Origin of the sequence: Hymenobacter roseosalivarius DSM 11622 (genome assembly GCF_900176135.1) — a bacterium.
Classification (GTDB): Bacteria; Bacteroidota; Bacteroidia; order Cytophagales; family Hymenobacteraceae; genus Hymenobacter; species Hymenobacter roseosalivarius.
In genome coordinates, this window is record NZ_FWWW01000083.1 from 1 (window position 1) to 14348 (window position 14348).

Annotated in this window: 10 protein-coding genes and 1 tRNA gene; 4 read left to right on the forward strand and 7 right to left on the reverse strand. The window is 54.8% G+C overall.

Annotated features, from left to right (window positions below; translation table 11 throughout):
* Positions 1–47: 47 nt before the first annotated feature.
* Positions 48–1985 (reverse strand): DUF4394 domain-containing protein, encoded by a 1938-nt coding sequence (locus B9A24_RS15200; RefSeq protein WP_159452067.1) that lies wholly within the window; start codon positions 1983–1985, stop codon positions 48–50.
* A 607-nt stretch (positions 1986–2592) separates the two neighbouring features.
* Between B9A24_RS15200 and B9A24_RS15205 the strand changes: the two genes are divergently transcribed.
* The gene (locus B9A24_RS15205) at positions 2593–3261 is read left to right on the forward strand and encodes a Dps family protein (RefSeq protein WP_084446883.1); all 669 of its coding nucleotides are present in this window, start codon (positions 2593–2595) and stop codon (positions 3259–3261) included.
* Between the two features lie 253 nt (positions 3262–3514).
* Positions 3515–3597, forward strand: a tRNA-Leu gene (locus tag B9A24_RS15210).
* A gap of 98 nt (positions 3598–3695) precedes the next feature.
* Here B9A24_RS15210 and B9A24_RS15215 read toward each other — a convergent pair.
* The 4 genes from B9A24_RS15215 to B9A24_RS22715 all read right to left on the reverse strand — a co-directional run bounded on the left by B9A24_RS15215 (position 3696) and on the right by B9A24_RS22715 (position 6680).
* Positions 3696–5264 (reverse strand): NFACT RNA binding domain-containing protein, encoded by a 1569-nt coding sequence (locus B9A24_RS15215; protein WP_084446884.1) that lies wholly within the window; start codon positions 5262–5264, stop codon positions 3696–3698.
* Positions 5265–5382: 118 nt separating this feature from the next.
* Positions 5383–6153, reverse strand: coding sequence for an MBL fold metallo-hydrolase (locus B9A24_RS15220; protein ID WP_084446885.1), 771 nt, complete (start codon positions 6151–6153; stop codon positions 5383–5385).
* A gap of 69 nt (positions 6154–6222) precedes the next feature.
* Positions 6223–6492, reverse strand: a complete 270-nt coding sequence (locus tag B9A24_RS22710) for a hypothetical protein (protein ID WP_234997336.1) — start codon at positions 6490–6492, stop codon at positions 6223–6225.
* 2 nt (positions 6493–6494) lie between these two features.
* Positions 6495–6680, reverse strand: a complete 186-nt coding sequence (locus B9A24_RS22715; protein WP_234997339.1) for a tellurite resistance TerB family protein — start codon at positions 6678–6680, stop codon at positions 6495–6497.
* Between the two features lie 247 nt (positions 6681–6927).
* Between B9A24_RS22715 and pfkA the strand changes: the two genes are divergently transcribed.
* A complete protein-coding gene (pfkA, locus tag B9A24_RS15230) occupies positions 6928–7899 on the forward strand; it encodes a 6-phosphofructokinase (RefSeq protein ID WP_084446906.1) in 972 nt (323 codons plus the stop codon).
* Positions 7900–7921: 22 nt separating this feature from the next.
* Here the strand turns inward: pfkA and miaA are convergent, their stop codons facing one another.
* Positions 7922–8914 carry a tRNA (adenosine(37)-N6)-dimethylallyltransferase MiaA gene (gene miaA, locus B9A24_RS15235; protein ID WP_084446886.1) on the reverse strand — a complete coding sequence of 331 codons (993 nt, stop codon included), beginning with the start codon at positions 8912–8914 and terminating at the stop codon, positions 7922–7924.
* Between the two features lie 2 nt (positions 8915–8916).
* Positions 8917–9822 carry a glycosyltransferase gene (locus B9A24_RS15240; protein ID WP_200813936.1) on the reverse strand — a complete coding sequence of 302 codons (906 nt, stop codon included), beginning with the start codon at positions 9820–9822 and terminating at the stop codon, positions 8917–8919.
* Between the two features lie 371 nt (positions 9823–10193).
* Between B9A24_RS15240 and B9A24_RS15245 the strand changes: the two genes are divergently transcribed.
* Positions 10194–14294, forward strand: coding sequence for a PAS domain S-box protein (locus tag B9A24_RS15245; protein ID WP_234997341.1), 4101 nt, complete (start codon positions 10194–10196; stop codon positions 14292–14294).
* Positions 14295–14348: the final 54 nt, after the last annotated feature.

Genomic DNA, 14348 nt, shown 5'->3' on the forward strand with positions numbered 1-14348 from the left:
TGGCAGTACTGCCAGCGGTTTTTTTGTGAAAACGATGATGCCGTTTACTAGCGCACCATCAGGCGCTTCGTTACTACACCTTCGGGGGTAGAGAGCTGAAGCATATAGATGCCTTTAGCCACATTGGTAAGCGAGAGACGTTGCGTTGCGCCGTCGCGGGCTGAAAGGGTGCGGTGCAACACGGGTTGGCCTAAAGCATTCACCAGTGTGGCCTGTACCGATTGCTTGAGCAGAGCGGCTGGCATATTGATAGAAACCTCGCCGGTAGCTGGGTTCGGGAACACGTCTACTTGCGCGCTAACTTTGTCCGAAGCCTTATTGCTGGATAACACCGTGCCCGAAATCAAGGCTGATACGCCCGAAATAGGCATGCCGGCACCAATAACTTCTACTTCGGTAGCCGCGCCCGTGGTCAAATTCACAGTGTATAGTCTGTCGCTCGTAACAAAACTTCCCGTGCCTGTGCTGGCTACTAGGAAAGCTTTGTTCTGGGTGGCAGCTGGAGCAGCTGGATCGAAGTAAATATCAAAATCGACGCCAGCGGCTGCGTTTACCGTAATACCGGAGCTGCCTACTGTCGTGAACGTACCCGTGTTGGGCGCATCCTGCCGAACCAGCTGATTGTTGGCCGCATTGTAGTTGTACAGAATAGTAGTGGTAGGCGCAGTGCCTGGGCCGCTGTTGGTGTAAGCCGCCGATGAGATATTACCACCAGCAGGGTTCAGGTTGGTGTCGGTTCCAGCTATTTCCCCATTGATAGGGTTGAGGCGGTAATTCGCATTATTGGAGCTCACTACCCGAATGCGGTCTACCATTGGGTTGAAGTCGAACCCGATGCGGGCCGTAGCATCACCAAGCGTTAACTGCTGGGCAGCGCCTACTGCCGTGAGAGCGCCCGTACCTGGGTTCACCGTGTAGAGCTGGGAGTTAGCAGTGGTGGCCGTAGCATTGTAGCCCAGCGCGAACAGCTCGCCGGTAGCCGGCCGGAAATCAAGGCCTACTAAGGTCTGACCGGCGGCTAAGTTGCTGATTGGCGTTGAGGTGCGAATAATTCGGGGAGCATTGGAGTCGAAGGAAATCAAATTGCCCCCCGTCAGTGCAAACAGCAGCTGGCCCGTGAGGGCAATAGGTGGCGAGACAGGGTCGACAGCGAACGTTGCAAACGTCAGGTTATTGATGGGCAGACCAGCACCAATCACGCCCTTTGACGTGGCTGCTCCCGAGCCAATATTTAGCTCATAAAGCTGGGTGCTCGTGCTCGTGCCGGGCGCGCCGGAAATCAGCAAGTAGTTCTCATCCGTTCTGGTGGAATTAATATCCATGCTAACGCCTACGGCCGGGTTGAAGGCAATACCCGTAGCTGGCCCGGCAGCCGTAATCAAACCCGTATTAGGGGAGGTTTGAATGAACAGCTGGCTAAGTACATCATCAAATACAAACAGCGTGGTGCTGCCCGTGCCAATGAAGTTGTTGGTGTAAGCAGCGGCGGCAATAGATGGATTGCCAGGGTTCAGGTCGCCGTCGCGCTGGGTGCCAGCCGCAACAGGGTCGCTGTCTACAACAGTACCATTGATAGGGTTGAGGCGGTAGTTTGCTTTGTTCGTGCTTACCACTCGAATCCGGTCTACCACTGGGTTGAAGTCGAATCCGATGCGGTCAGTAGCGCTACCCAGCGCCAGCGTCATGGCGGCGGCACCAACTGGCGTAGCGACGCCCGTAGTAGGGTTGATAATGTACAAACGAGCGTTATCGGCGGCCTGGGTAGCATTGTAGCCTAACCCGAACAACTGGCCCGTGCTGGGGCGAGCGTCCAGGCCTACTAATACCTGGCTGGCGGCCATACCTGTGATGACGATATTGGAGCGGAGGATGGTAGGAGCCGCGTCGTCAAAAGATACCAGATTGGTAGCGGTGCCAACTACCTGCGTGGCATACATAAGCTGCCCGGCCAGTGGGGGTAGCGTTTGGGCTGCTACTGGTGCCAAAGCACTAAGGCATAAGCCTAGCGTAGCCCCTACTAACCAGGGTGCACGGCGAGCAGACTTTCCGAAAGAAGGAGAGAGTATGGGTAATTGCATTCGACTAAGGGTTTAAGAAATGAGAAGTATAATACCGTTCAAGCTGTACTAAACGCGGTGAGGGTGTGCAAAGCTAAACTTTTATATAGTTTTGTTACGTGAGAAATGTGGGAATTGGATTGGTAAATCAATATTTTTTTCCAATTTCTGAAATTTTCCCTAAAAAACCTGATTTTAGTAATAAGCGTACGGTAGTAGCGTACGTAACCTGTTTTAGGGTATAGCCAGATTTTGCTAAACTGAGTGGCTTATAGCATTTTGCTGCGATTCGTAGTTTGCAGGCCAAGTAGCTGCCCCGGTTTTCCGGATTACGCTCTAGCTTCTAATCAAAGCTGACTGTAGAGCGCAAGGGAGAGAACGCTTATTATTTCTGCTAAAGTCGACGGTAAATTAAGAATATAGCGCTAACCTGTGGGGCAACCCTGCGTATTGACAATAAGACGGAAATAGGCCAGTGAATTGGTATCCAAGCGCATGCGTCTGTATCTCTTTTGTTTTCAAATCTCACCTTTCTATGGCAACCAAAACCACTGATAAGAAGCCGGCCGCTGCTAAAAAAACGGCGGCTGTTGCACCCAAAGAATCGAATGGCGCAGCCGTCAATCAGGGCAAGATTCAGCCCGGTAATGTGGAGCAGCCTATTGTACACCAACGCGCCGCCGCTATTCAAAAGTTTGGGGTCGTATCGCCTCGTATGCCGGTTGGGCTGGATGAAAAGGTCCGCCAGCAAAGCGTTGACATGCTCAACCAACTGCTGGTAGATACCATGACCATTCGTGATTTGTATAAAAAGCATCATTGGCAGGTAGCAGGGCCTACTTTCTACCAGCTGCACTTGCTCTACGATAAGCATTACGAGGAGCAAAGCATATTAGTAGATGCCATTGCGGAGCGCATTCAGCTTTTGGGGGGCGTAAGCTTAGCTATGGCCGCCGATATTGCCGAAACGACCCACATCCCGCGTCCGCCCCGCGACCGGGAAGAAGCCCCGGTGCAGGTGTCACGCCTGCTCGAAGCCCACGAAATTATTCTAAAAGAGTGCCACGAGTTTGCTAAAAAAGCTGATGACTCTGGCGACGACGGCACCAATGACCTCATCGTTAGCCAACTGATTCGGACAAATGAGCTGCAAACATGGTTTGTGTCAGAGCACGTTGTTGATACGCCCCTGGCTCGTTCTTAGTCAGCTTTCAACTAATAGAAGTTGATGATACGGTGGCTTCTCCAAGTGAGAAGGCCGCCGTATTTTTTCTGTCAGAACGAAGCCGCGCTACTCTTACAAAAGCCCCCCGTAATCAAACAAAGGCTTCAGGAGTGAAAAAATACCGCCTGGCATTTGCGTAGGGCGCTACGAGTGCCTACTTTTGTGCCCACTTCGCCGCCTCAGCGAAGCCAGAAACGTAGGTTTCTAGAGTAAAGTGTTTTGTCAGCCTACTGCGCACGTGGTGAAACTGGTAGACACGCCATCTTGAGGGGGTGGTGCCCTCCGGGTGTGGGAGTTCGAATCTCCCCGCGCGCACAAACAAAAAAGCCCGACCATAACTGGTCGGGCTTTTTTGTTGCTTGCCTGCGTACGACTAGAACCGTTAAGATGCGTACCAGCGTCTACACTGACGCTTATTTGCCCCCCACGCGCTCGAATGGGTTAGCGGGCACCACCAACACTACTTTTTCCCGCTCTACCAGCACTTGGCCGGGCAGAGCGCCTTTGGGCTTGCGCACAAATTTCTTGGGCGTAACGGTAACCGGGCAAAGCGAGTCGTGCTGCCGGCGCGAGTACCAGGCTGCCAACTGGGCCGCGCGCTCCACCACCGGGGCCGGCACCGCATGGCCCGACCGATGCCGAATGACTACATGCGAGCCGGTTACGTCCTTGGCATGAAGCCATAGGTCCTCTTTGTGGGCATAGCGCTGCGTGAGTAGGTCGTTGTTGGCGGCGTTGCGCCCAACCAGAATGGTAAAGCCTTCGTCCTCAAACACTTTGAAGGGAAGCTCGGTAGCGGCTTTGGCTTTGGTTTCGGACTGTAAGCCGTGCGTTTTGCGCCAAGTGCGCAGGGCGCGCAGGTCCAAAATGCCCCCCAACTCTTCCAAACGTTCCAGACACCAGAAGGCGTCGGCCTCCCGGCGCTCTACACGATCTTGGAGCTGCCGGGTCTCGATCTGTTGGTTTTTGGCTTTGCGGTAGAGGTTTTGGGCCGTGCGCTGGGGCGTTTCGGTGGGCTTAAGCTTAATGACGCGCGGCTGATTATCCTGATAAAAGTCCACTACTTCGACCTGCGCGGCTCCGGCCGGAATCTGGGTGAGGTGGGCCATAATGAGGTCGGCGGTTTGGCGGTAGCTGGCGCCGTGCTCCAGGGCGTGCAGGCGGGCGCGAGCCTGCCCGGCGCTGACGGTTGCCTCTTCGGCCCGGCGCTCCAGGAGCTGCCGCACCTGTCGTGACTCCGTCTCGTAAGCCCGCCGGCTCAGAAACAGCGGTACAAACGCGCGCAGAGCCGCTATCGGCTCAGAGGGCAAAATCTGCTCTATCTCGCCCAAGGGCAGCAAGCTCAGGCGAGTACGCCCCTCCAGATTGAGTATATAGAATTGCCGCGGATTTCTCAGTAGTGCCACGGCTTCCCGTAGCATGTGCTCTTTATCAGCTTCAGTGGCTGTTTCGTAGCCATGAGCCCGTAGGTAGCGGGGGGGCAAATCGCCGAGCGCCGGGTAGCTTTTCAGTAAGTCAGCAGTCAGGTTGGGCATTGCGGCATCAGTGGCTGACAGGGGCGCTAATTCAGCATCAGAGGTGTAGCGCTGGTGAAACAACTCGGCGGGCGCATCGGGCGCCGGGCGGAAGATGGCGTTTGGCCGCGGACCGTAGAGCTTGAAAAGGAGGGACGCACCATCGGCAAAACGCAGGGTGAGTACCCGGTCGTCGGGGAAAACGTCGGCGCCCGCCACGGTGCGGCCTAGTAAGCCGGGTAGCAGATCGACGGAGTTGGTGCGGGTGCGGTGAAAGGTGGTCGGCAGGGCCAGAACCAGGAAAGAAGCCGTTAGCTGCGCTTTTAGCCAGAACTCGGTGGTGCCGTTCGTCAGACCAATAACCAGCTCGTCTTTTTCCTGCGAAAAGCAGGCTGCCACCCGGTAGCCGGCTAGCTGCGCAGTGAGGGCAGGTGCAAGCTGGCGTAGGAAGTAATAGTTGTTGTGCATAAGTGAAGTACAACGGAGTGGTAACTCCGTTTTCGCGCAGGCGCAAAATCAAACTGCGCCGCGTGAAAACCTAACGCTAGGCTTACCGCTGCGCGACGGAACGGAGTGCCACTCCGTCCTAGTTCAACTCCACCCGCAGCCCATCATACGCCAGCCGGATAAAGTCTGGTAGCTCTGCCTCAACTTCGCGGTGGCGCCCCAACAGATGGCTGATATGCGTAAGATAGCCGCGCTGGGGGGCTAAATCAGTGAGAATATCCACGGCTTCGGGCAGTGAGAAATGCGAGATGTGCGATTCCCGCCGTAGGGCATTGAGCACAATCACCCGCGAGCCCCGAATTCGCTCCATCGATTCCGGCGAGATATAATTAGCGTCGGTAAGATACGTGAAGTCACCGATCCGATAGCCTAATATGGGGAGCTTGTAGTGCAGGGCCCTGATCGGATGCACCTCCACGCCTTCCACCATAAAGCTGCTTTGGTCGTCGAGGATGGGAATGGTTTGCACGCGCGGTACGCCGGGGTATTTATAGTCCGCGAAAATGTAGGCAAATTCCCGTTTCAGCTGGTCAAGTACTCGCTGCTCGGCATACACGGGCATATCGCGCTGCTGCTTAAAGTTGTAAGACCGGATATCATCCATGCCGGCCGTGTGGTCCTTGTGCTCGTGGGTGAAAAGCAGGGCGTCAAGATGGTCAACCCGCTCTCGCAATACTTGCTGGCGAAAATCGGGGCCCGAATCGATGACGATACTTTTGCCTCCCACGGCCACATGCACCGATACGCGCAGGCGCTTATCGCGGTAATCTAGGGAGCGGCAAACGGCGCAGTGACACCCAATGACGGGTACGCCCTGCGAGGTGCCCGAACCGAGAATGGTAATTTGCATGCCAGAGAAAAATCAGCTGTCGGGCGTACCGACCAGCTACCATTTAACAGCCAAAGTATGACGTGCCTGCTAGTCGCGGCCGCCCCCGCTGTTTTGCTCGTTGTAATTCAAAAATGACTGTGTTTCTTCCTTAATCTGCTCGCGGGGCAAGCCATCTTTTACGCCCAGCGAAATCTTGCGCACCAGCACGCCTACGATGGCTTTGCGGAACCCCAGCTTACAGGCCATATCAACACAAAACTCCATCTCGTGGTCGTCTACCACGCCATCGGCCAGCATCATATCCACGAGGTCGAATATCTGATCGAATCGCTCGGAGTCATTATCGGGCAGTAGCATGTTTACGCTGCCTGAGTTGGCCACAACAGTACGCACATCAGCAGGGCGCATACCGTTTTTTTGCCGATCGCCACGATAAAACTCATTTCCCGCTCGTCAATATGACCATCAGCCTTAGCCAGCGCGGCCAGGTTCACGATATGGCTTTTGATCTTCTTGGCTTGCTCATTTTCAAAAAAACCAAACATACAGAGCGTTGCTTAAGTACAGGGTGGGTGGGATAAGGACGGCACTACAGTCGAAATGCGGGCTCCGACCAAATGGTAAGGTAGGAGGTTGAGGCGAAGGTTCCAATAGCGTCGCATACGCAGATGGCCAAAAAACAGCCAGCCATGGGGGGGGCTTTTTAGAACTCGGCAAGTAACTGCTACAATATTAGCTTGGATTTGCCACCTTTGCCCCGCCGCTTTGGGCAGCTTTCAATTTTGATTAATGATGAAACGTATTGCAGTTTTTACCAGTGGCGGCGACTCGCCCGGCATGAATGCCTGTATTCGTGCCGTAGTGCGCACGGCCGTATATCACGGCATTGAAGTGTATGGCATTATGCGCGGCTATAAGGGCATGATTAAAGGAGAAATCGTGAAGCTTGACTCAGCCTCGGTTTCGAACACCGTACAGAAGGGTGGCACTATTCTCAAATCGGCCCGCAGCCAGACCTTCATGACCAAAGAAGGTCGGCAACAGGCCTTCGATCAGCTAAGTAACCATAAAATTGACGGCCTGGTGGCCATCGGCGGTAACGGCACGTTTACCGGAGCCATGCTTTTTGAGCAGGAGTTCGGTATTCCAACGGTAGGAGCGCCCGGTACTATCGACAACGACCTCTTCGGTACTGATTACACCATTGGCTACGATACGGCCGTGAATACGGCGTTGGAAGCCATCGATAAGATACGCGACACAGCCGACTCGCACGACCGCTGCTTTTTTATCGAGGTTATGGGCCGCGACTCAGGTTACATCGCTATTCCGTGTGCCATTGGCGGCGGGGCCGAAATCGTGATGATTCCGGAAACGCAGATGTCGACTGACGCTGTTATCGATACGCTGCGTACGGGCTGGAAGCGCTCCAAAACCTCTTTTATCGTCATCGTTGCCGAGGGCGAAGAAGAAGGCAGCGCCACTATTGTCGCTGCCAAAGTGAAGGAAGCTATTCCCGAGATGGATACCCGCGTCACCATCATTGGCCATGTGCAGCGTGGTGGCTCTCCCACCGCCGCCGATCGGCTGTTGGGCTCCCAAATCGGCATAGCTGCCGTGGAAGGCCTGATGAACGGTATGCGCAACGTGATGGCCGGCATCGTAGACCGCAAGTTGGTTTACACGCCTTTCCACGATACCATTTATAAGAAAAAGCTTATTAACCAGAGCTTTATGCGCATGGTAGAGATTTTGTCTGTATAAATTTGAAGTATCTTGTTATCTTTCAAAAGCGCCCGAAAGGGCGCTTTTTTGATTTGTAATCTTCTTCACGTTGCGCGGTTTTTATATGAGCGGTCAGCAGTGCTATAATCTCCGCTTCGGCCTCATCCGCGTGCAGCCAGTGATACATCGGGTCGCGGCGCAGCCAGGTAAGCTGGCGCTTGGCATAGCGGCGGGTATTGCGTTTGAGCAGGCGCACGGTTTCGGGCCAGTCCTGCTTGTCGTCCAGAAAATCAAATAGTTCCTGATACCCCACGGTTTGCAGCGCATTATGGTGGCGATGCGCGGCCACCGACTCTACTTCCGCCAGCAGATCCGCCGCCAGCATCTCGTCTACGCGCTGATCGATGCGGGCGTACAGTTCTTCCCGCTCCCGCGTGAGGGCAATTTTCAAAGAGTCAAACGGGCGCTGGGGGGCATTTTTCTGCGCATGAAAACTTGAAAACGGCTGGCCCGTGCCGCGCGTAACTTCCAGGGCGCGTAGCACGCGCTGCGGATTCTGGCGGTCGAGGCGGGCATGCGTAACCGGGTCGGTAGCCAGTAGCTCGGCTACCAGCGGCTCCAGGCCGTGCGCGGCCAGCTCTTGCTGCAAGCCAGTCCGCACCTCTGGCTCAATGGATGGCATTACGTCAAAGCCTTCCGTCACGGCCTGCAGGTACAAGCCCGAGCCGCCCGTCAGAATAACAACGGCATGCTCCTGAAACAACTGCTCCAGCAGGGCCAGACAATCTACCTCGAAGCGACCCGCATTATAGTCCTCCGTAATGGAGTGCGAGTCAATAAAATAGTGGGGCACGCCCTGCATTTCGGCGGATGCAGGTTTGGCCGTGCCAATGCTCAGCTCCCGAAAAAACTGCCGCGAGTCGGCCGACACCACGACAGTTTGCAGGCGTTGGGCAAGCCGAACGCACAGCGCCGTTTTGCCGATGGCCGTAGGGCCAGATACTACCAGCAGAACAGGGCGCTGGGGGGCTTTTTTGGACAAAGAATCAGGCATGGTCAGGCCGGTACGGGTGCCGGTTGGAGTAAGGTAGCGTAGAGCGCCAGTAAAGTTTGCTCCTCGCGCTGCCAGTTCAGCTCAAGGCGGGCGCGGCGGCAATTTTGAGCTAGTTGATGGTAGCGCGCCGGCTCATCACGCAGCAACCGGTTAATAGCCGCCGCTATGGTGTCGGGCGTTAGCTCCACCACCTCGGCTACATCGTACTGGTCATTAAGTCGGCAGTATTCCGGGAAGTCCACGATAAGCTGGGGCACGCCGGCGTGCAGATAGTCGAAGAACTTGTTAGCCAGAGAGTAATAATAGCTCAGCCCGCGGTTTTCGAGTAGCATAATACCCAACGACGCCTGCCGCGTAATAAGGCGTAGCTCGTCGGGCAGCACAAACCCCCGAAATTCGACCTGCCCGCTGGCTAGCAGCCCTAATTGTTGAGCTCGCTCTCGTAGTGAAGCAGACAAATCGCCTTCGCCGCAAATGATCAGGCGGACTGTTACCTGGGGCATCGCATCGATGAGGGCTTCCAGTCCTCTGCCCTCGTTTAGTACACCCTGGTAGAGAATATATCCGTCGGCTGGGACTGTTGGAGGCGTGGGGGGCAATTCTGCTACTTCCAGGCGACTTACGTTGCGCACTACGGCGAATGGTTGGCCGTATTGTTGCACAAACCATTGCGCCAGAGCTGGGCCTACCGTGTAGGCCAAGGTAGCCCGAGGTACAATAAATTTTTCTACCTGTTGCCAAATGCGTTTTATCGTCGGACGACCCACGATTTCAGGTACTTCCGTAAACAATTCGTGCGCATCGTACACGAAAGGCTGACCACCCAGCGTGGCCCGCAACCACATAGGTAGCGCCGTATCCAAGTCTATGGCGCACCACACGGAGGCCCGCTGACGAAGTAAATACAAAAACAATTTTAAGTTATATTCCAAATAGAATAACTTACCTTTTTTAAATACACACCGTAATCGATGCTGCTGGTATGGTTGTGAACTAAGCGGTTGAGAATGGGGCCATTCCCGGCCAATTAACAGCACTGGGTATCCATGAGTAGCCAGGCTGCCGCAAATCCGCTGCATGCGCTGATCATAATTCAGATCGGTGGTGACCGCGAAGAGCAAAGGACGCATACGGAAGCGGACACAAAACGCTACTTACCAGCAAGCAAAGCCCAATGATAAAGCGCGGTTTTTGATATATTTTTGACAAATTTAGAAAGTTAAACCGCGTACCGGCCGGTGGTTTAATTTGAGTTGACCTGCCGGTGCTACCTTTTGCAATGCCTATTCATTCTGCATCATCGCTTCCTCCTTCCGCGCTGGGGACCATGCCGGCTCAACAGGACTTCTACCGCACCCTGTTTGACGATGCCTATGATGGATTGCTACTATATGACGAGCAGGGCCGACTGGTAGACTGCAACCAGACGGTTCTACGCATGCTGAGCACCACGCGGCCTATGCTGCTGGCTTCGGGCCTGATGGCCTTTGCCATGCCGCCCGCCGATGAGCGTCAGGATCATTGGCTCTCAGAGTTGATGCTGCGCGAAGCCGTGCTACTCACCGCCCGCACGGGGGAAAGGTTTTCGAAGTGGTGGCATGGCCGCCGCACCGATCATGTGATGGTGGATGGCTGGGTAACGCTTCACCGTGTACAAATGCCGGTAGGCCTGCGCGTGCAGCTCACGCTACGCGATGTAACCAAGGGCCACCGCCGCCACGAGGCGAGCGAGCAGCGCCAGCAGGCTGATCGGACGCAGCTGCTGCTGCGTGATGTGCTTAGCCGCACCGACCTGTCGTATGTTCTGGTGAACCGGGCAGGCGTAATCCAAGATGTAAACGACTTTTTTCTCAGCTTCACCGAATACTCGCGGGCTGAGTTGATCGGAAAAAACTATTTTGATCTGTTTCCGCCGGCTTCCGACCAGGAGCTGAGCCGACAGGCATTTCTGCAAAATATCAAGGAGGAAAGCATTGCTGATGCCTGCGAGTTTCCGCTGGTGACCAAGCTAGGCCAAACGCGGCTCGTGCATTGGCATGTAGAGTTTGCCCGCGACTTTGATCAAAAAGTCACGGGGGCCTTTTTCGTGGGTCGCGACCATACCGACCGGCTGGTGGCCGCGCGCGCGCTCACCGATAACCGCAACCGCCTCCAGGATTTCCTCGACAATGCCCACGATCTGATTCAGAACCTGAGCATCGACAACCGTTTTCTGTTCGTGAACAAAGCCTGGAAAGAAAAGCTGGGCTACACCGATGACGATCTTACCCAACTGACTCTCAATGAGGTAGTGCATCCCTATTACAAAGCCAAGCTGCTGTATCAGCTGCGTAATTTGTACAAGGGCGAGAAGGTAAATAAGCTCGAAACCGTATTTCTGACCAAAACGGGCAAGCCGGTTCACCTGATTGGCAGTATCTCCTGCTCCTGGCAGGATAACGAGCCGGTTTCGACCCGCGCCATTCTGCATGATATTACGGACCGCATCAAGGCGGAGCGCTTGCAGAAGGTATACTATAGTATTGCTAATCTGGCCATTAGCTCCAAAGATTTGAACTCGCTTTATGGCGCGATTCATCGGGAATTGAGCAAGATCATCGAAACCAATAACTTTTACATCGCCCTCTGCGACGACGCCCGTACCACGCTGCAGTTTGCGTATTTCGTTGATCAGAACTCCCAGGGCAGCCGGGGCATGGGTGCCCGTCCATTTTCTACGGGCGTATCAGAATATATTATCCAAACGGGACGGCCGCAGTTTCTGCTGAAGCATGAGCTCCACGAGCTGATTGCGGATGGGACCATCACCGCCTTTGGCCTGATGCCGGAGGTGATGCTGTGTTCGCCGCTGAGCATTGGAGAGCGTATTATCGGTGTGATTGCCGTGCAGGACTACCACAAAGCCGACGCCTACGCTACCACCGATATTGAAATTCTGCACTTCATTTCCAACCAGGTAGCCCTGGCCATTGAGCGCAAGCGCAATGAGGAGATGATTAATAAGCAGAACGCCCGCCTGAACGCTATTTTCGAAAGCGGCTCCCACCTGATGTGGTCCGTAGATATGCATTCGCGCCTCACGTCCTTTAACCGCAACTATGCCGCTTATTTCCTGCGGCGCAACGGCGTGTATCCGGCCTTGAATGTCAACCTCTGGCAGGCCGATATGGCCATGATGGACGAGGATACCCACGATATTTTTCAGGATAATTACAAAAAGGCATTCCAGGGTCTGGCTCAACGGTTCGAAGTGCGCTTGCGCGATGCGCGCGGCCAGGATACCTGGCGCGAAATCTACCTCAACCCGATCTATCTCGACGATGGCTCCTTCGAGGAGATTTCGGGCATGGCCCACGATATCACGGCAACGAAAAGCTCGCAGCTGGAGCTGGCTGCTCAGGAAGAAAAATTCCGGGCCATCTTCGAGTCCTTCCAGGACATCTACTACCGCACCGACGATCAAGGCATTCTCACCATCGTGAGTCCTTCGGTGTACGACGTGCTCGGCTATAAGCCTGAGGAAGTACTGGGCCGCCGTATCGTGGATTTCTACGTGAATGCGGCCGACTGCGACCAACTGGTGCTGGAAATGGCTACCGCGGGCGCGTTGCGCAACTTCGAGGCTGTCATGCGGCATAAAGACGGACATGCAGTGCCTCTGCTTATCAACGCCCGCGCAGTGTCGGGAGCGTTGAGCGGCACGGAAGGCATTGCGCGTGACATAACGGAGCTGAATCAGATTCAGGAAGATCTGCGGGGGGCAAAAAATGAGGCTGAGGCTGCTCTGCATGCTAAAACCCAGTTCCTGGCCAACATGAGCCACGAGCTACGCACGCCCATGAACGGCATTATCGGCATGATTGACCTGTTGCACCAGACCGTATCGAGCGAGGAACAGGAAGATTACGTGGATACGCTGCGCAAGTCGTCGGATGCGCTGCTGGCTATTCTGAACGATATTCTGGACTTGTCGAAAATACAGGCGGGCAAGCTGCAACTCAGCGAATCCGGCATCGATCTGTATTACACCCTCGATAAGCTGCACTCGCTGTTCTCAAACCGCGCGGCCCAGAAGGACTTGCAGTTCAATTACAACGTGACGCCGCATACGCCGCGCTTCATTCACACCGACGAGACGCGCCTGCTTCAGGTATTATCAAATCTCACCTCCAACGCCATCAAATTCACTTCGCAAGGGCTGGTGAATATTCAAGTGTCGTCGGTATCAACGGATGGCGACAACCACACGCTGCGCTTCGCCGTGCAGGATTCGGGGATTGGTATTTCGTCGGAGAATGAGAAGCTGCTCTTCACCAATTTCACGCAGCTCGATACCACCCCTACCAAATCATTTGGGGGTACGGGCTTGGGCCTAGCCATCAGCAAGCAGCTCGCTGATCTGCTGGGGGGCGAAATTGGCGTGATATCCAACGAGGGTGTAGGCAGCACATTCTGGTTTACGATTCAGTGCAAGGTGGCGCGCAATGAGGACGAGATTTTACAGGAGCGCATCACGGCCCGCGAGCGGACGCAGGAAGTATCGCACTTTGAAAATGCCCCCCGCGTGCTGCTCGTTGATGACAACCCCATCAATCAGAAAGTGGCCGTGCGCCTGCTCGACCGTTTGGGCTGCACAATCGACGTGGCCAGCGACGGATTTGAGGCCATTAGTAAAGCCACTGATCCGAAGGCCACTTACGACATCGTGTTCATGGATATTCAGATGCCGGAGATGGACGGCGTAACGGCCATGAACGAGATCCGGCGGCGCTTGGGCAAAAAAACGCCCCCCGTAGTAGCCATGACGGCCTACTCCATGAAGGAAGACGCCGAACGCTTCGTACAGGAAGGCATGGACGATTACGTGTCGAAACCCGTCAAGACCCAGGACCTCTACGCCGTGCTGCGGCGCTGGACTACGATAACGATAGAGCCAGCATCAACTCCCCGCCTTGCGGGTGCCGAGGCAGCGGTACAAGACCCCGAACTGGTGCCTGCGCCTGCGCCGGTTGCGGAGCCTTTGCCCGAAGAAACGGCCAGCAACATTGATACCGCCGTGCTGGAACAGCTTCGGCAGCTAGGCGGCAGTGAATTCGCGGCGCAACTCTATAATGACTTCGAGCGGGAGGTAGCCCAACTGCTGGAAGAAGCTACTGCGCTGGTTAAGGCGAAAGAGTACACGCAGATCTTGCCACATTTACATCAGCTGAAAGGCACGGGCTTTACGCTGGGTATTAATCGGCTGGCCGAATGCGCTAAGAGTCTGGAACATACCATTAAAGAAGGTAAGTTTACCAGCATTGAGCAGCGTTTCTCCTGCTTGTTGCGTTACTTTAGGGAGTTTGTAGCCACTTACCCTGAAGTCACGCAGGCAATCTAATACAAGCTATAAGTCATATTTTCCAGTCTTCTCACTTTCCACCATCATCTGAAA